The organism is Halomonas sp. KG2 (assembly GCA_030440445.1).
In the GTDB taxonomy this organism is placed as follows: Bacteria; Pseudomonadota; Gammaproteobacteria; order Pseudomonadales; family Halomonadaceae; genus Vreelandella.
Genome location: CP098528.1, coordinates 678,470 through 696,439, shown reverse-complemented (window position 1 = coordinate 696,439; position 17,970 = coordinate 678,470). Strand labels below are relative to the sequence as shown.

Genomic DNA, 17,970 nt, shown 5'->3' with positions numbered 1-17,970 from the left:
GAAAGCTCAAGGCGCTTCGCTATGAACGCATGACTTTGCCCGACACCAGGTCTCTGATGGTGCTGGGCTTTGCGTTTCCTCCAAGCTCACCCGCGACAATCGCCGCGACCTCCTCACCGAAAATAGCCGCGACTTCATCAGCGCTCATGGCGGGTGGGTCGCCCGCGCGATTAGCAGAGGTAGAGACGAGCGGGCCACCAAAAGCCTCACAGAGCGCTTTCATTAGTGGATGGTCGGTCACCCGCAGAGCCACACTTTGATGGGCACCGCGTACCAAACCATGACTACGGCCATTGTCAGGCACTAGCCAGGTATTGGGGCCAGGCCAACTGGCCGCTAAGGGCGCATGCAGTGCAACTGGCAGTTGGTTTAGCCAAGGCTGAAATTGCTGAATATTCGCAGCAACAAGAATCACCCCTTTGGCGGGATCACGCTCTTTCATACGCATCAAATGCGCTAACGCTTCATCGTTATCTGGGTCACAGCTCAGCCCCCAGACTGCTTCGGTGGGGCAGGCGATAACGCCCCCCTCTTTTAATGTTCGTACCGCCTCTTTAACCTCAACAGCCGATTTCATAGATGCTCCTCGTTACAAACGCGGCCCCTCATCACCTGAGATTGTTACATCTTCAGTAGATGAAAAACGGTTACTTACATCCTACCATGGCCGCGTCAAACGCACCCAGCCACCCGCTTGCTGCGCCACTTTGCCATCAAGCTCCAGCATCAATAACCGTTGTTGGCATTCACTGACCGTAAGGCCCGCGCTCTGAACCAATATATCAATCGGCGTTGGCGTTGCGCCCAGCGCGCTTAGTAGGTTGTCCTTGGGCTCATCGTTTTCAATAGGCAAATCAAGGCTTGCGTTGTCAGCGATAGTACGTGGATCGGTTGGCATATAGCGTTCAGCCCAGTGCTGCAACTCTTCTAAAATATCGTCCACATGACGCACCAGCGTTGCACCGCTACGTAATAACTGCAGGCAACCACGAGCCTGCACGTTATGTAGCGACCCGGGCAGTGCAAACAACTCACGGTCTTGCTCAAGGGCTAATCGTGCGCTGACCAATGAGCCGCTCTTCTCAGTCGCTTCGACCACTAACGTACCTAATGAAAGGCCGGTCACAATTCGGTTCCGTCGAGGAAAGAAGGCTGGCCGAGCAACGGTTCCCGGCGGATGCTCAGATAATAACAAGCCTCCTCGCACGCTGCTTAGCTGCTCATGTAAATCACGGTGACGGGGCGGATAAATAACATCAACGCCACAGCCAAGCACCGCAATCGACTGCCCTCCTGCCGCTAACGCTGCGCGCTGTGCCACCCCATCAACTCCGAGAGCCATGCCGCTGACGATGCACCAGCCGCGATTAACAAGCTCTCTGGCAAACGCCTGAGCATTACCGCTTCCTTCAGTAGTGGGACGCCGAGTGCCCACCATGGCCAGTTTTGGGCCATCTAGTGCACTAAGATCACCTTGTGCCCACAGCACCACGGGGGGATCCGGCAATTGATCGAGCAACTCAGGCCATGCGGGGTGATTACGATGGAGCAAATGGCGATTAGGCGCGGCCGCCAGCCATGCGAAGGTATGGTCGACTGCCTGCTGCAACGGGCTTCGCTCTGGCTGCGCTAGCCAAAGCCGCAGTGCACTCGCGGCGTTGCTGGGCAACCCAGCAAGCCAGCCATGGGGCCATTGCGGCTGCTTCGCAGCCAGCGCTGCGGTGCGAAGCGCCCCCATACCCGGTAGCTCATTCACCACTAGCCACTCCTTGGCATCCATACCTATCCCCTGTTAGTTGTATGGTGTTTAGCGTACCGGCGAGTGTACCCGGTCTCCAACCGCTAAAACGTTCGATGTCTGCATCACCAACGCATAGCTCATCAGGCTATACGGCTTTACCACCATGACGCTTCCCGCTTCAGTGGCGGGTAGTTGCAGAAGCTCTTGGCTACGCGGGTCGTTAACAAGTTCCCCCTGCTGGCCAACATGTAATACATGGCCGGGCTGCAAGCCATCCTGAGTACCAATATCCAGGGCCACTATTTGTAAGCGTCCAATAAAGCGCACTCCGCCAGGTACCGCAATAATCTGACCAGCGACATCGTTCAACGGTAAACGAGGCTGAAAACTATTTTCTGACGACGGAGATGCAAACAGCGGGGTGTCAAGCGGCAGCAAAATATCGTTATTACGCACCTCCTGGTAGGCGCTGAGCACTTCTAGGCGGGCAATATCTCCCTCTCTGCTGAGCTGGCGCGCTTGGCCAATATTGATTAACTCCGTACCCAACGGGGTACCCTCAGCGGAAACATAATGCTCGCCCGGACGATAAATTCCTAAACGCGCTCTGGACGGTAGTACGCCGCGCGCATACAACGTATCTCCTGCGCCACTCAACAATCGTTGATTCTCACCGCCCACGACGTAGGCCAGCTCCCGTATAGGCGTGTCCGGCTCTGCGACTCGGTGCGCTCGCAAAAACGCCCGGATCGTTTCCATCGGCAGCGGCGCCATTGCCTCTTGCTGAGGAACGGCGCGCATCTGGGGAGAAAGCGTTACCACCCGCTGCGGTGATTCCCACGCAAATGCGGCGGTCGTCATAAGCGTCAAACATGCCAACGACACGCTATAATAAAGAAACCTTTTCGCCACTGCCCTTTTCACCACCATCCTGTGCTCTCTTGTCAGTTATGGGTGAAGCCGTTGAGGGGAGCTGCATGGCGTTGTGCGTGCCCAGGAACGCTTACAGCATGATATAGTGGCCGATAGTAAAGCACTTAGGCCTGCCAACACAGGTGGCAAGGCCTGCTCATATTAAAGACTCAGCATAACGGTGATTGTAACGCCATGGCCAAACTTCCTATTCTCGAATTCCCCGACGAGCGCCTGCGCACCAAGGCTGCACCGGTGGAAACCGTTGACGATGAGGTCCGCCAGCTCGTCGACGATATGTTGGAGACCATGTACGACGCGCGCGGCATTGGCCTTGCAGCGACGCAAATCGATGTTCATCGGCGTGTCGTAGTAATGGATGTCAGCGACGATAACTCGCAGCCGCTAGTACTTATTAATCCGCGCTATGAGCCGATTGGTGACGAAAAAGAGCCGCTTTCTGAAGGCTGTTTATCGATTCCGGAATACTACGCGGAAGTACCGCGCTATTTAAAAGTAAAGCTGAACGCGCTAGATCGTAGTGGTGAGCCCTACGAGCTAGAAGCCGATGGTTTATTAGCCCACTGCATTCAGCATGAGTACGACCATTTGGAAGGCGTGCTTTTTGTTGACTACTTATCACCCCTAAAGCGTGACCGAGTGATGAAAAAGATGCAAAAACGCCACAAGCTATTAAACAACGCATAAACCGACCTACGCCGTGTTATTGCTGGCCGAGCTGACACGCTGCAAACGCACTGAACGTTATTGCTGGTGCGTTGTAGCGTTGCTTCTCGGCCTTTATTTGTTTCCCCCACGGCACACGATTACTTTCCCCCTTCAATGCTAGGTAGTCATCACCATGTCACAGTTGCGCGTTGTTTTTGCTGGCACGCCTGATTTCGCCGCCTCAAGCCTTGCTGCCGTGCTCGAAAGTCAGCATCAAGTGGTAGCGGTATATACTCAACCTGACCGCCCAGCAGGCCGCGGGCGCAAGCTCACCCCCAGCCCCGTCAAGCAGCTCGCTGTTGAGCATGGGCTACCTGTCTACCAGCCCGTCAGCTTAAAAGACTCTGACGCCCAAGCGGAACTGGCAGCATTGAATGCCGATGTAATGGTTGTCGTTGCTTACGGGCTACTACTGCCACAGGCCGTGCTCGACATTCCCCGTTTAGGCTGTATCAACGTACACGCCTCTCTGCTGCCACGCTGGCGAGGTGCTGCCCCCATCCAACGCGCTATTGAAGCCGGTGATAGCGCATCAGGCGTCACCATTATGCAGATGGATGCGGGCCTGGATACCGGTGAGATGCTGTATGAAGTTCGTACGCCAATCACCTCGCGCACCACGGGCGGAGACTTGCATGATCGGCTGGCCATTCAAGGGGCGAATGCGCTGATTAACGTGCTGGATGCGCTGGACAGCAACGATTTAAAAGCAACACCGCAACCTGACGAGGGCGTCACCTACGCCGCTAAGCTCAGTAAGGCGGAAGCAGAGCTGGACTTTCATCAGCCTGCCGAGCAGCTAGCGCGCAAAATCCGTGCCTTTAACCCGTGGCCAGTGGCTTGGTGCACGTTAGGCAATGATCGCTTACGTTTGTTGATGGCCAGTGTTGAACTAGGCGAACAGCCTCCCACTTCGCCCGGCACACTACTTCAACATGGCGAGGATCACCTACGCATTGCCTGTGGCGAGCAAGGCCAAGAAGTACTATGCGTTAGCCACGCCCAGTTACCTGGTGGTAAAGCGATGGCCGTGCGCGACCTGCTTAACGCCCGTCAAACCCCGCTTACCGTCGGCGCACGCCTTGGGCACGCCGCCGCTCATCAAGGAGTTAGTGAATGAGCCAGAATCGCCCACCCAAAGGCGGCAGCGGCCAGGAAGTTCGCGCCGCGGCCGCCCGTGCGCTAGTCCCTGTTTTGACTGACCAAGGCTCGCTAGCCGGGCTAGATGAGCACAGCGTGATTGCCCGCGACCGCAGCCTGTTAAAAGAGCTGTGTTACGGTACTTGCCGACGCTTACCGCGCCTGGAAGCATTGGCTGGCGCACTGCTCAAGCAGCCTTTTAAAAAGCGCGATAGCGATGTTCACGCCTTGTTACTGGTAGGAATCTACCAGCTGCTTTATATGCGTATTCCGGCCCACGCGGCGGTTGGCGAAACCGCTGGCGCCGCTCGCCTGCTAGGCAAAGAGTGGGCCACCCGAGTGCTTAACGGCTGCCTGCGCCGCCTCCAGCGTGAATCCGAAGAGCTTCAAGCCGCTGTTGACCTAGATGAGAGCGTTGCCCTGGAGCACCCGCCCTGGCTGCTTAATGCGTTGCGCAGCGCTTGGCCTGAACAGTGGCGCGCCATTGCCGCAGCGAACAATGAACCAGGCCCCATGACGCTGAGAGTCAATCAGCACCACAACGACCGTGAAGCCTATTTACAACAGTTGACCGAGCAGGGATTAAGTGGGCACCTATGCCTACATGCGCCGGATGGCATTACCTTGGATGCACCCTGTGATGTCACCATACTTCCCGGCTTTGAAGAAGGTCATGTCAGCGTCCAAGACGAAGCCGCTCAGCTCTCCGCCGCCCTGTTAGGGCCTGCATTAGCCCCCCGCCCAGGCGCTCACGTTCTCGATGCTTGCTGTGCACCTGGCGGTAAAACTGCCCACCTATTAGAGCAGTTTGATATTGCTCTGACGGCCATTGATAGCGACAACCAGCGCTTAGGGCGTGTAGACGATACACTGAACCGCCTAGGCTTAACGGCGGAACTGCAGCACGCTGATGCTACCCAGCAAGACTGGTGGAATGGCGCGCCTTTCGACGCGATTTTGCTTGATGCGCCCTGTTCTGGCACAGGCGTTATTCGTCGTCACCCCGACATTAAAAAACTGCGCCGTAAAGAGGATATTCGCCAGCTCGCTAAGCTACAGCGCCAACTGCTGGATAACCTTTGGTCACTACTTCGCCCAGGCGGCACCTTGCTATACGCCACCTGTTCAGTGCTGCCCGAGGAAAACGCTGAGCAAATCAATGCCTTTCTTGACCGCACGCCCGATGCAGAAGTCACCACGCCAAATGACGTAGCCTGGGGCGAACCAAGTGGCCAAGGACGTCAACTGTTTCCCGCGCAAAGCAGTCATGATGGCTTTTTTTATGCCAGACTAGAGAAGCGTACTGCTTAATATACTGCCCTACCAGGGCGGTGAACCGATGACAAGGATGGAGACACTATGAGTACTCACACTTATAAGCATATCGAGCTAACCGGTTCTTCTGAAAAGGGAATTGAAGACGCTGTGCAAAGTGCCCTCGCCAAAGCATCAGAAACCATTCATAACTTGCGCTGGTTCGAAGTCACCGACACTCGTGGCCATATTGAGGACGGCCGTATCGCTCACTGGCAGGTCACGATAAAAGTTGGCTTCACACTCGAGTAATCCCGACCTGCTTTTCAACGGCGGCTGGTTTACACTGGCCGCCGTCTTTATTGCAGCGCATATATCTCTTGCCGAGAACGCGCTGGCGCTTACAACGGAACCGATGCTTAGCAATGAAAATCATCATTCTCGGCGCCGGCCAGGTCGGCGGCACCTTAGCGGAGCACCTCGCCCGCGAGGAAAACGATATTACCGTCGTCGATACCGACGGCGCGAAACTGCGCGAACTGCACACCAAGCTGGATATTCGCACCGTGACGGGCGCGGCTTCGTATCCCATTGTGCTGCGTCAGGCAGGCTGTGAAGACGCCGATATGTTGATTGCGGTGACCAACACCGATGAAATCAATATGATCGCCTGCCAAGTCGCCCATACGCTGTTTCGCACGCCTACTAAAATTGCCCGCGTACGCTCAACCGCCTACCTCACCCGTAAGGGGTTGTTTGCCCACGAAGCGATTCCTATTGATGTACTGATCAGCCCTGAACAAGTGGTCACGGATCATGTTCGCCGCCTGATTGAGCACCCCGGTGCGCTGCAGGTGTTGGAGTTTGCCGGTGGTTTGGTGCAGCTGGTGGCGGTCAAGGCGTTCTACGGTGGCCCACTGGTGGGACAGGATTTAGCCTTTCTCGCCGAGCATATGCCCAATGTGGAAACACGCGTCGCAGCCATTTATCGCCGCAACCGACCGATTATTCCCCGTGGCGATACGGTGATTGAAGCCGACGACGAGGTGTTTTTCCTGGCCGCACGGCGTGATATTCGCGCGGTAATGAGCGAACTACGCCGCGTTGAACGGGATTTCCGACGGGTGGTGATTGCCGGTGGGGGCAATATCGGTGAACGCTTGGCCGAGCACTTGGAGCACAGCCACCAAGTTAAGATTATCGAGCACAGTTTAGAGCGCTGTACTGCGCTTTCCGAGCGGCTTGACCGAACGGTGGTACTCCACGGCAGCGCCACCAGCAAGCGGCTGCTGGAAGAGGAGAACATTGAAGACTGCGATATCTTTTGTGCCCTGACCAACGACGACGAGGTCAATATTATGTCGTCGCTGCTGGCCAAACGCTTGGGCGCCAAGAAGGTACTGACGCTGATTAACAACGCTGCCTACGTGGACTTGGTTCAGGGGGGCGAAATCGATATCGCCATTTCACCTCAGCAAGCGACCATCGGCAGCCTGCTTACCCACGTCCGCCGGGGCGATATTGTCAACGTACACTCACTGCGCCGTGGTGCTGCGGAAGCCATCGAGGCGATCGCCCACGGTGATAAGCAGTCGTCCAAAGTGGTGGGCCGGACTATAGCTGAGATCAATCTGCCTGAAGGCACCACCATTGGTGCCATTGTGCGCGGCAAAGAGGTCATGATCGGCCATGGGGATGTGATGGTAGAGAGCGGCGACCACGTCATTCTGTTCGTGATTGATAAGCGGCGCATTCGTGACGTGGAGCGGCTGTTCCAAGTGGGATTAACGTTCTTCTAGGCAATGGCCTTCTAGGCAACGCTCTTCAAGAAAACAGGCCACCGCTATGAGGCAACCACTGCTATGAGTTTGCGGGTCATACTACGCATTTTAGGGCTACTGTTGATGCTATTCAGCCTCACCATGTTGCCACCCATGCTGATATCGCTTTGGTTTCGCGACGGTGTTTGGCACGCTTTCATGAGCGGCATCGCCATTTCAGTGATTACGGGCTTACTGCTTTTCCTACCCAATCGCCGCGCCCATAAAGAGCTACGGATTCGCGACGGTTTTATTATTGCGGCCATGTTTTGGACCGTACTGGCACTCTTCGGCTCGCTACCACTGATGCTGTTTGGTGAAGGCTCGCTCGGTGTCACCGATGCGGTATTTGAATCGTTTTCTGGGCTAACCACGACCGGTGCAACCGTCATTACTGGCATCGATTTTCTGCCAGAATCCATCCTTTACTATCGCCAGCAGTTGCAGTGGTTAGGCGGCATGGGGATTGTAGTGTTAGCGGTGGCCATTTTGCCCACCTTGGGTGTCGGGGGAATGGCCCTGTACCGTACTGAAATTCCTGGGCCGTTAAAGGATTCAAAGCTGACGCCGCGAATTACCGAAACCGCTAAAGCACTATGGTACATCTACGCAACGCTAACGCTGGCCTGTATGGTCGCTTACATGTTGGCGGGGATGAGCTGGTTCGATGCCTTGGGACACAGCTTTTCGACCGTCGCGATTGGTGGATTTTCGACCTATGATGCCAGCATCGGCTATTTTGACAGTGCCGCCATTGAGCTGATTTGCGTTGGCTTTATGCTGATCTCAGCCTTCAGCTTTAGCCTGCACTTTATTGCTTGGCGTGAAAAGCGTCTGCTGCACTACTTTCAGGATCCTGAAGCGCGCTTTTTAATGATCTTTCTTGCTGGGTTAACCACGATCACCGTGATTACTTTGTGGCTCACGGACACCTACGACGATGTTGAAGGTCTGCGACACGCGCTATTTGAAGTCGTCTCTGTCGCCACCACTGCGGGCTTTGCAGTTGCCGACTTTTCAGGCTGGCCGGGTGCGTTACCGTTTCTGTTATTTGTTGCCGCCTTTGTAGGTGGTTGTTCCGGATCGACGGCGGGCGGCATGAAAGTAATCCGCATTATTCTGATCTTGAAGCAGGGTATGCGTGAAGTCATGCGCCTTATTCACCCCAACGCAGTGATTGCCGTTAAAGTGGGCAAAGTTAGTGTTCCCGACAGCATCGCCCAGGCGGTATGGGGCTTTTTCTCAGCCTACGTCATGCTATTTTTCTTGATGCTGGTGGGCGTTATGGCCACCGGTGTTGACCAAGTTACCGCTTGGTCAACTGTTGGCTCTGCACTAAATAATTTAGGCCCAGCATTGGGCGAAGCTAGCAGCCATTACGGCGACTTGCCCAGTCTAGCCAAGTGGATTTTGGTGCTAGCGATGCTGCTGGGCCGCTTGGAAATTTTCACGGTACTTGTGCTATTTACACCCGCCTTCTGGCGTCGTTAAACACGTATCAATGCTTTCTATTCAAATTGAGACACATTAATGATCCATGACGATACAACACCGCTGGCGCAAGAACCCAACGCGCAGCCTAAGACCAGCGGCCCGTTAAAAACCGTCACCGTTGGCGGCACCCGTTACACCCTGCTCGGCACCGCTCACGTCTCTGCCGAAAGTGCCGATGACGTTCGCCAATTAATCAACAGTGGCACTTTCGATGCCGTTGCCATTGAGCTATGCGACGCACGTCATCACAGCATGGATAACCCCGACGCCATGGGGGAACAGGATCTTTTTCAGGTATTTAAACAGGGCAAGGCAGGCATGGTAGCGGCAAGCCTGGCGCTTGGTGCGTTTCAGCAACGGATTGCTGAGCAGTCAGGTATTCAGCCTGGCGCTGAAATGCGTGCAGCAGTAGAAGAGTGCCGTACCCGCAAACTGCCTTTAATGTTGGTCGATCGTGACGTTGGCATTACATTAAAACGCATTTATCGCAATGTCCCCTGGTGGCAACGCTTCTCGCTATTTTCGGGACTCATTGGCAGCGTCATGTCGCGCCAGGATGTTTCCAAAGAGGACATCGAAAAGCTCAAAGAAGGCGATATGCTGGAAGCTACTTTCAGCGAATTTGCTGCCGAATCAGAAGCGCTCTATACCCCGCTTATTCGCGAACGCGACCGCTATATGGCACTGCGCTTAGCTGAAGAAGCGCCGCCTGGGCGCTACCAAAACGTGTTAGTGGTGCTGGGTGCTGGGCATTTAAAAGGCACCGGTGAACACCTGGAAGCACCGCTTCCCGAAAACCCTACCACAGAGCGTGAATCGCTGGAGGCAACGCCACCACCGTCTAAACTCTGGAAAGCAGCCCCTTGGTTGATTACCGCGCTGGTTATCACCGGTTTTGTGATCGGCTTTTCGCGCAATACTGAGCTTGGCTGGCAGTTGGTCATTGAGTGGTTTTTAATCAATGGCATTTTATCCGGCGGCGCAACGATAGCGGCACTTGCGCACCCTGTGACGGTGATTGCCACCTTCTTTGCCGCCCCACTGACCTCGCTTAACCCCACCATTGGTGCAGGCTTTGTCGCTGCGGGGGTCGAACTCTATATGCGCAAACCGAAGGTGCGCGACTTTTCGACACTACGCCATGATGTCACCGAGCTCAAAGGTTGGTGGAAAAATCGCGTCTCACGCACGCTGCTGGTGTTTATTTTGGCAACATTAGGCTCTGCGGTGGGTACCTGGGTAGCAGGCTTTAGGATTGCCGGTGCACTGTTCGGTAGCGGCACTGCGTGAGCACGATCAAGCAAGCGCCATGGCAAGCCGATGCATTGCTATTGCTGGTAACGGTGGTAGCCGCTGGCGGATGGATTTTTTCTAAAGAAGCGTTAGCGGGCATGCCGCCGTTACTGTTTATTGGTACGCGCTTTTTGCTGGCAGGGCTGATACTCCTACCCTTCGCCTGGCCTGCTCTAAGGCGCTTACCCGCGCGTAGGATAAGGCGCGGCGTACTGGTAGGCTTTTTGTTCAGCGCCGCGATAGCTTTCTGGATTATGGGGTTAAATTACTCTGACCACCTGGGTGAAAGCGCGTTTATCAACAGCTTGGGGATTTTGCTGGTACCCGTTGTAGCACGGTTGCTGTTTGGCGACCGTCCGCCACGCTCTACCTGGATTGCCCTGCCGGTAGCGCTACTGGGCTTTGCCCTCCTGTCGCTAAACGCAGGGTTCAAAGTAGAAGCGAGTCAACTGCTGATGGTCTGCGCGGCGCTCTGCTTCGCGCTATTGATCAACGTCAACACCCGCGTGGTGCGCAACGTGCCCGCGCTACCGCTCACCACACTACAGTTGCTCTCGGTGGGCAGCGTGCTGACCTGCTTATCCTTGGCCGTCGAGGATCAACCGCTCGCGCTTAGCCCCTCAATTCTGGGCTGGTTTATAGCCAGCGTGCTGCTAGCAAGCTCGCTGCGCTTCTTCCTGCAAATCAAAGCCCAGGGCATGACCACGCCTAGCCACGCGGCGGTTATCTTAATGCTTGAAGCGGTGTGGACTGCCCTATTCGCCGCCTGGTGGTTTGGCGAAACAATGACCCTGCTACAGCTGCTTGGCTGTAGCCTGATTTTTACCGCCCTATTGATTAACCGCTGGTACTGGGTACGTAAAGTGATGCTTCGCTGGCTACCAGGTGCTCAGCGCTAACCCTTTCGATCTAGTAACCGCTGCATGGCGGCGGTTGGTTCAGCAATTTTGCGATAGTAGCGGCTCTCGGCATAGCTATCGTTAAATACATCAAAGTAATCGTCGAGCACATCAGCGGCATTTTCATCACCACTTTGGCGCAGCAGCTCAATGGCAACCTCGGCCGTACACAGGTGCGCTTTTGAGGCGGGTTTGCGTAGCCGATAGCGTGTTTCCCGCTCAGTGCGCAGCGGCAGTACCGGCAGTGCATCCAGATAAGGGCTCTTGCGGAACATTCGCCGCGCTTGGCGCCAAGTGCCATCTAAAATCACAAAGACCGGAATACGCGCCTGCTGCTTCACAGCGTGCACCGCATTAATGTCCACCACACGGTCCGCGTAGTCGGGCTGGTCATCCGGGAAGATCACAAAAGGCGCGTAGCGTGGATCTTCAAGCAGCGCGGCTAACTCTTCGTCCGGCGCGGTGCGGTACCAGGTAAACACTCGAGTTTGTGTCAGCACATCACCAATTAACCGTCCCGTATTGGTCGGCTTGTAGTGTTCTATAGAGTGGGTCAACAGCCACACCTTGGCGGTGCTATCGGCCTTCACTTGGTAAGGGCATAGGCAGTTGAGTTCAGGAAGGTTGCACCCTTCACAGCGTGTGACAAAACTGCCCCGTGCTTTAAATTCACGCCGAGGTGGACGCGGATGCCCCGTAGCAGGGTCGTAGTCAGTCAATGAAGCAGACTCAGGGGGCTGTGACGTAGCGTCAGACATCCGCGCTCCAATTTATAAAGGGCGATTAATAAAGGGCGATTAACAAAAGACGGTTAACAAAGGGCGCCGAGTATAAAGCAGCCCGGCTACCATGACGAACCCCAGCTCTCTAAACTCATTCGTAGTAAACCAACACAACTCTAATAGTTGACACCAAAAGCGTAACGCCGCTAGAGTCTCGTCAACTTTCAAAAGAAAAAAGGTTTACCCGTGACCGCCACCGCTTTCAATGCCGCCGCCCCGCGCCACGACTGGACGCTGGAAGAGATTAATGCGCTGTTCGCGCTGCCCTTTAACGACCTGCTATTTAAAGCTCAGCAAGTTCACCGCGCCCACTTTGATGCTAACGCGGTGCAGGTCTCGACCCTGCTGTCGATTAAAACGGGAGCTTGCCCAGAAGACTGCAAATATTGCCCGCAGTCCGGTCACTACAATACCCAGCTCGAAAAAGAGAAGCTGCTGGAAATCGAAAAAGTCGTTGCTCAGGCCAAGGCTGCCAAAGAAGCCGGCGCTAGCCGTTTCTGTATGGGCGCGGCATGGCGCAGCCCGCGAGACAAAGATTTACTGCTGGTCGAAGAGATGGTTCGCCAAGTAAAAGCGCTGGGGCTGGAAACCTGTATGACGCTAGGCATGGTCGACGGTGATCAAGCCAGCCGTTTGGCGGCTGCCGGGTTGGATTACTACAACCATAACCTGGATACCTCCCCCGACTTTTACCCTGAAATCATCACCACCCGGACCTTCAGCGACCGCCTAGACACCCTGGCCACCGTGCGTGAAGCGGGCATGAAAGTATGCTCCGGCGGCATTCTAGGCATGGGCGAAGGCGCGCAAGACCGCAGCGCGCTGTTACAGCAGTTGGCCAAGTTATCACCGCACCCAGAGTCCGTGCCCATCAATATGCTGGTTAAGGTACCGGGCACACCGCTCGAGAACATCGAAGATCTAGACCCGCTTGAGTTTATCCGCGCCATCGCGGTGGCGCGGATTATGATGCCGCAAAGCCATGTGCGGCTTTCCGCTGGCCGCGAGCAGATGAGCGAGTCGACGCAAGCACTGGCCTTTTTGGCGGGGGCCAACTCGATCTTCTACGGCGACAAACTACTCACCACTGGCAATCCACAGGCAGACCGCGACCGCGCGCTATTTGCCAAATTAGGCCTGCACCCAGAACGCCGTGATACCTGCGAAGATGAAGTCACTCATACCGAGCGACTCACTCAACAAGCTCAGCAGCGCGCCCAGGCAGAGCGGGCAGCCGCACTGGCGGTAGATGCCAGTGTCTGACGCGTGGCAGCAGCGGCTAGCCAGCGCCCGCCAGCAGCGTGTTGATCAACAGCGCTGGCGGCACCGGCGGGTGAATACCCTTGGCACGCTGGACTTTGCTGGCAATGACTATCTCGGGCTGGCGAGTGATCCACGTGTGCAAACTGCCCAGGCAGAGGGCGCGCGCCGCTTTGGCGCAGGCGCGGGCGCGTCGCACTTGGTCAGCGGCCACTTGGAAGACCACGATGCACTGGAAGACGCCCTAGCCGAGTGGACAGGACGACAACGCGCGCTACTGTTTTCCACCGGCTATATGGCTAACCTTGGCGTGTTGCAAGCGCTCGCCGACTCAAATACTGCCATTTTTCAAGACCGTTTAAATCATGCCTCGCTGCTCGATGGGGCAACGCTAAGCGGTGCCCGCTCGCGACGCTTTCATCACCGTAATAGCGCTGATCTTGAACGCCTGTTAGCGCGCAGCTCCGCCGCCCATAAGCTGGTGGTCAGCGACGGCGTGTTCAGCATGGATGGCGACGTTGCTGATATTGCCACCCTTGCCCAGGTCAGCCAGCAACACAACGCCTGGCTAATGGTTGACGACGCGCACGGCCTGGGCGTGTTAGGCACTAATGGCAGCGGCTGTGTAGCAGGTTTCGACAGCCAAGCGGTGCCTATTTTGGTCGGCACCCTGGGTAAAGCACTGGGCACCGCTGGCGCGTTTGTGGCCGGTGACGCTGCGCTGATCGACCACCTCACCCAGTTCGCTCGCAGCTATATCTATACCACTGCCCAGCCCCCCAGCATTGCCGCAGCGACCCTGGAAGCGCTGACTATCGTGCAGCGCGAGCCTGAACACCGCCAGCGGCTTCAGCGCCATATTGACTATTTCCGCCAGCAGGTCCAAGCGCTAGGGCTACCCCTTGCCGACTCCCATACGCCGATTCAACCGCTGTTACTCGGTAACGAGCCTCGCACTATGGCCTGGGCGGCTAAACTCGCCCAACGGGGTATTCACGTCGGGGCGATTCGCCCGCCCACGGTACCTAATGGTGCCGCACGGCTGCGCATTACGCTGAGTGCCCGCCACACTCCAGGCGATATTGATCGGCTTATTGAAGGGCTGAGCGCCTGTCAGCGTGAGGAAGCAGTATGTCTCGCCTAGACGCCCCTCAACGTCTTGTGCTGCTATCGGGCTGGGGGATCGATCAGCGCATCTGGCAGCCGTTGGAGCACCACTGGCCCGCCCATACTGAGGTGCACACGGTGGATTGGCCGGGCTATGGCGACACCTCTGCCCTGGCTGAACCGGCCACCCTTGATACCCTTGCCAGCGCCATGGCCGACAAACTCCCCAGTAACGCTGTGTGGGTTGGCTGGTCACTGGGCGGACTACTAGCCAGCGCACTGCTCGATAAGCTGCCTGCGCCACGCGGCCTTGTGTTGATTGGCACGGGCGAGCAATTTTGTAGCGATGACGGCGTGAGCAAAGCCGAGCTTGCCAGCTTTCAGCGCGCCTTTAGCCGCGACCCCGACGCCACCTGGCGGCATTTCTTACGCTGGCAAACCCAAGGCGAACCTAACGCTCGCCACGCCCACCAGCAGCTACGTGCCATGTTGGGTGACACCCCCAGCGCTACTAACAGCACCCTATCCCAAGGGCTTCACTGGCTTGCCACCCTGGATAACACCCAGCGTTTGCAAGAGGCGCCCTGTCCGGTCATTCAGCTAGTGGGCGAGCACGATCCGTTAGTAGCTTCCAGCACCCGCGCTCAGGCAATCAACCTTGCCCACGCGGGGCACTGCCCGATGCTTTCCCAACCTGCTCAACTAGTCGCGACCATCGCTTCCCAGGCCGCACTGGTCGCCAAGGAGCACGTATGTACTTAACGGCAACGCCAGCGCCAAACTGGCAGGCAAAAGTCGCCCACGCTTTTTCTCGCGCGGCCCCCCGCTACGATGCGCTGGCCAGCGCTCAGCGCCAGATAGGGGAAACGCTCTGGTCATCGCTTCCGCCTAGTGCCGACAACATACTCGACCTTGGCTGTGGTACTGGCGTTTGGACACAACGACTAGCCACTCAATTTCCCCATGCCAATGTCACTGGGCTGGATATTGCCCCTGGCATGCTCGCTCACGCCCAAGCGCGCTATGGCCATCATATTCGTTGGCAGCAAGGCGATGCTGCTGCACTGCCTTTTGAGCGAGGCACCTTTGATCTGATATTTTCCAACCTTGCCATCCAGTGGTGCCGCGATATCGATGCGGTTATGCGCGAGCTTCAACGAGTGCTGTCCCCTGGCGGCCAAGTGCGCCTCACGACGCTCTTACCCGGCACGCTGGCAGAAGTCGCTTCTGCTTGGCAGCGCCCGGAGGCATTACTGCAGACGCCGAATGCCCAAGCACTTGAACGCGCCGTTGCCCTAAGCGGCTTAACGCTGGTTGATCGCATTACCGAATGGCGGCGGTTTTACTACCCCGACCTCACTGCCGTCATGGCTTCAATCAAGGGGGTAGGCGCCCAGGTGGCGCGGCCCAAGGCACGTCTTACCCGCCGAGACCTGGTCACCGCCCGCCAGCGTTTTGAAACGCTACGTGAACCCCAAGGGCTCCCCGTTAGCTACCACTGCATCACCCTGCACCTGGAAAAATCACCATGACCGTCTATTTCGTAACCGGCACCGATACCGATGCAGGTAAGACTTTGGCTACCAGCGCACTGCTGTGCGCTGCCAAACAGCAGCAGCTCAGCACGCTGGGGCTTAAGCCGATTGCCTCTGGCAGCCATATCACGGCGGATGGGCTGCGCAATAGTGACGCGTTGGCGCTACAAGAACAGAGCGCTCCCCCCGTCGATTACACCACCGTTAACCCGTGGGCGTTTGCGCCCGCTATTGCGCCACATCTGGCCGCCAGCGAGGCGGGGCGCGCTCTTAACGTCAACAGCGTAGTGGCCTCACTTACCGCCACCCTAAACGACATGCCGCGCGATTTAACACTCATTGAAGGCGCTGGCGGCTGGCGTGTGCCACTCAATGAGCACAACGACTTTTCCGATATACCGCGGATGATGCAGCTGCCAGTCATTCTGGTCGTGGGACTAAAACTTGGCTGTCTTAATCATGCGCGGCTTAGCGCGGAGGTGATCGCTGCCGATGGCCTAACCCTTGCGGGTTGGGTCGGCAGTGTAGTGGACCCTGAGTTCGCCTCTGACACAGTGCGCTTTGAGGCCAATATCGCTCTGCTTAAAAACACCCTTAACGCGCCATGTCTGGGCGTTATTCCTCATTTAGCCACCGCTGATGCCGTCCATGCGCGCCACGCGCTTTCACTATCTGCACTGCTCAACACCTCAGTTTTGAATCAGGAAGCCGCTCTATGAGTTCTCCCGTTTGGCACCCTTACGCCCATCTCAAAACCCAAGCGCCAGCACCCAAAGTGGTCGGCGGCAGCGGTAGCCATTTCACCCTGGAAAGCGGCGAGCAACTGCTCGACGCTACCTGCTCTTGGTGGTGCATGATTCATGGCTATGGACACCCGCGTTTAGTCGCGGCCATTCGTGAACAGGCAGGCGAGCTATGCCATGTCATGCTCGGTGGCCTCACCCATGATCCCGCCGACCAGCTTGCTCGGGAGCTAGTGCGCATCACCCCTGACGGACTTAATCACGTGTTCTACTCCGACAGTGGTTCAGTCGGGATGGAAGTGGCGATGAAAATGGCCCTGCAGTATCAGGTGCTCATCGGCCACCCCGAAAAGTGCAAGATGCTTTCGTTAATGAAGGCCTACCATGGCGACACCACCGGCTGTATGGCGGTATGCGACCCTGAAGAAGGCATGCATAGCCTGTTCGCCAGCCTGCTGCCCCAACACTACTTCGCCCCCGCGCCCACCGCACCGTTTAACGCCACACCGGAACAGGTAGCCGATGACTTAGCGGCGCTGCGCGACGTATTGGCGAGCCATCACCATGAGATTGCTGCCCTGCTGATGGAGCCGTTGTTACAGGCGGCAGGCGGGCTGAATATGACCTCGCCTGACTACCTGCGCGGTGCACGAGAGTTATGCGATGAGTTTGGCGTGTTGCTGATTTTTGATGAAGTGGCTACCGGTTTTGGCCGCACTGGCAAGCTGTTTGCCGCCAATCACGCTGACGTGACACCGGATATTATGGTGCTCTCTAAAGGACTAACCGGCGGCTATCTAGGCCATGCAGCAACCCTAGCCAACGACCGCGTTCACGATGCGTTTGTTGGCGACAGCGCCCACCATGCCTTTATGCACGGCCCGACATTTATGGGCAACCCGCTGGCCTGCCGCGTCGCGCTGGAAAGCCTGCGCGTGTTTGAAGAGGAGCACTACCTAGACAAGATTGCGGCACTCAGCCAACAGCTTAGCCGAGCGTTAATTGACGACTCCGCGCTGAACGCCCACCCAGCCGTGGCCGATGTGCGAGTGCTGGGTGCCACCGCAGTGATTGAAGCGCACTCCGCCGAGACGCTGAAAGGTGTCGGGCAGTTCGCCCGCGAGCGTGGGGTGTGGCTGCGCCCAATCGGCCGCTGGCTTTACACCATGCCCGCTTATATCGCTACCGACGCCGACATCACTCAGATTACCGACGTAATGAAGGCATGGTTTTTGAAGCGATAGCTCTTAAAGCAATAGTT

General features: G+C 56.7%; 18 protein-coding genes. 14 read left to right on the top strand and 4 right to left on the bottom strand.

Going from position 1 to position 17,970, the window contains the following annotated elements:
• Positions 1-19: 19 nt before the first annotated feature.
• The 3 genes from NDQ72_03360 to NDQ72_03350 all read right to left on the bottom strand — a co-directional run bounded on the left by NDQ72_03360 (position 20) and on the right by NDQ72_03350 (position 2,602).
• Positions 20-577 (bottom strand): Sua5/YciO/YrdC/YwlC family protein, encoded by a 558-nt coding sequence (locus NDQ72_03360; GenBank protein WKD28995.1) that lies wholly within the window; start codon positions 575-577, stop codon positions 20-22.
• Between the two features lie 81 nt (positions 578-658).
• Entirely contained in the window at positions 659-1,780 is a 1,122-nt protein-coding gene (dprA, locus tag NDQ72_03355; GenBank protein WKD28994.1) for a DNA-processing protein DprA, read from the bottom strand.
• A 27-nt stretch (positions 1,781-1,807) separates the two neighbouring features.
• Complete coding sequence (locus NDQ72_03350) at positions 1,808-2,602, bottom strand: peptidoglycan-binding protein (protein WKD28993.1); 795 nt, start codon at positions 2,600-2,602, stop codon at positions 1,808-1,810.
• Positions 2,603-2,848: 246 nt separating this feature from the next.
• Between NDQ72_03350 and def the strand changes: the two genes are divergently transcribed.
• The 8 genes from def to NDQ72_03310 all read left to right on the top strand — a co-directional run bounded on the left by def (position 2,849) and on the right by NDQ72_03310 (position 11,282).
• On the top strand, positions 2,849-3,361 hold the full coding sequence (gene def / locus NDQ72_03345) for a peptide deformylase (protein WKD28992.1): 513 nt from the start codon (positions 2,849-2,851) through the stop codon (positions 3,359-3,361).
• A gap of 154 nt (positions 3,362-3,515) precedes the next feature.
• Positions 3,516-4,502: a methionyl-tRNA formyltransferase gene (gene fmt, locus NDQ72_03340; protein WKD28991.1), complete on the top strand. Its 987-nt coding sequence runs from the start codon at positions 3,516-3,518 to the stop codon at positions 4,500-4,502.
• Positions 4,499-5,833, top strand: coding sequence for a 16S rRNA (cytosine(967)-C(5))-methyltransferase RsmB (gene rsmB / locus NDQ72_03335; protein ID WKD28990.1), 1,335 nt, complete (start codon positions 4,499-4,501; stop codon positions 5,831-5,833). The genes fmt and rsmB overlap by 4 nt, the downstream gene beginning before the upstream one ends.
• 48 nt (positions 5,834-5,881) lie before the next feature.
• On the top strand, positions 5,882-6,088 hold the full coding sequence (locus NDQ72_03330) for a dodecin family protein (protein WKD28989.1): 207 nt from the start codon (positions 5,882-5,884) through the stop codon (positions 6,086-6,088).
• Between the two features lie 113 nt (positions 6,089-6,201).
• Entirely contained in the window at positions 6,202-7,575 is a 1,374-nt protein-coding gene (trkA, locus tag NDQ72_03325; protein ID WKD28988.1) for a Trk system potassium transporter TrkA, read from the top strand.
• A 63-nt stretch (positions 7,576-7,638) separates the two neighbouring features.
• A complete protein-coding gene (locus NDQ72_03320; GenBank protein WKD28987.1) occupies positions 7,639-9,087 on the top strand; it encodes a TrkH family potassium uptake protein in 1,449 nt (482 codons plus the stop codon).
• 39 nt (positions 9,088-9,126) lie between these two features.
• Positions 9,127-10,380 carry a TraB/GumN family protein gene (locus NDQ72_03315; protein WKD28986.1) on the top strand — a complete coding sequence of 418 codons (1,254 nt, stop codon included), beginning with the start codon at positions 9,127-9,129 and terminating at the stop codon, positions 10,378-10,380.
• Positions 10,377-11,282: a DMT family transporter gene (locus tag NDQ72_03310; protein ID WKD28985.1), complete on the top strand. Its 906-nt coding sequence runs from the start codon at positions 10,377-10,379 to the stop codon at positions 11,280-11,282. The genes NDQ72_03315 and NDQ72_03310 overlap by 4 nt, the downstream gene beginning before the upstream one ends.
• Here NDQ72_03310 and NDQ72_03305 read toward each other — a convergent pair.
• On the bottom strand, positions 11,279-12,040 hold the full coding sequence (locus NDQ72_03305; GenBank protein WKD28984.1) for a DTW domain-containing protein: 762 nt from the start codon (positions 12,038-12,040) through the stop codon (positions 11,279-11,281). The two genes, NDQ72_03310 and NDQ72_03305, sit on opposite strands and share 4 nt — an antisense overlap.
• A gap of 210 nt (positions 12,041-12,250) precedes the next feature.
• Between NDQ72_03305 and bioB the strand changes: the two genes are divergently transcribed.
• The 6 genes from bioB to bioA are packed head-to-tail and all read left to right on the top strand — an operon-like array spanning position 12,251 to position 17,953.
• Positions 12,251-13,327 carry a biotin synthase BioB gene (gene bioB, locus NDQ72_03300; protein ID WKD28983.1) on the top strand — a complete coding sequence of 359 codons (1,077 nt, stop codon included), beginning with the start codon at positions 12,251-12,253 and terminating at the stop codon, positions 13,325-13,327.
• On the top strand, positions 13,314-14,468 hold the full coding sequence (bioF, locus tag NDQ72_03295) for an 8-amino-7-oxononanoate synthase (protein ID WKD28982.1): 1,155 nt from the start codon (positions 13,314-13,316) through the stop codon (positions 14,466-14,468). The genes bioB and bioF overlap by 14 nt, the downstream gene beginning before the upstream one ends.
• Complete coding sequence (locus tag NDQ72_03290) at positions 14,456-15,193, top strand: alpha/beta fold hydrolase (protein ID WKD28981.1); 738 nt, start codon at positions 14,456-14,458, stop codon at positions 15,191-15,193. Before bioF ends, NDQ72_03290 begins: the two co-directional genes overlap by 13 nt.
• Positions 15,184-15,963: a malonyl-ACP O-methyltransferase BioC gene (gene bioC / locus NDQ72_03285; GenBank protein ID WKD28980.1), complete on the top strand. Its 780-nt coding sequence runs from the start codon at positions 15,184-15,186 to the stop codon at positions 15,961-15,963. The genes NDQ72_03290 and bioC overlap by 10 nt, the downstream gene beginning before the upstream one ends.
• Positions 15,960-16,685: a dethiobiotin synthase gene (gene bioD / locus NDQ72_03280; GenBank protein ID WKD28979.1), complete on the top strand. Its 726-nt coding sequence runs from the start codon at positions 15,960-15,962 to the stop codon at positions 16,683-16,685. Before bioC ends, bioD begins: the two co-directional genes overlap by 4 nt.
• Positions 16,682-17,953, top strand: a complete 1,272-nt coding sequence (gene bioA / locus NDQ72_03275) for an adenosylmethionine--8-amino-7-oxononanoate transaminase (GenBank protein ID WKD28978.1) — start codon at positions 16,682-16,684, stop codon at positions 17,951-17,953. The genes bioD and bioA overlap by 4 nt, the downstream gene beginning before the upstream one ends.
• Positions 17,954-17,970 lie beyond the last annotated feature (17 nt).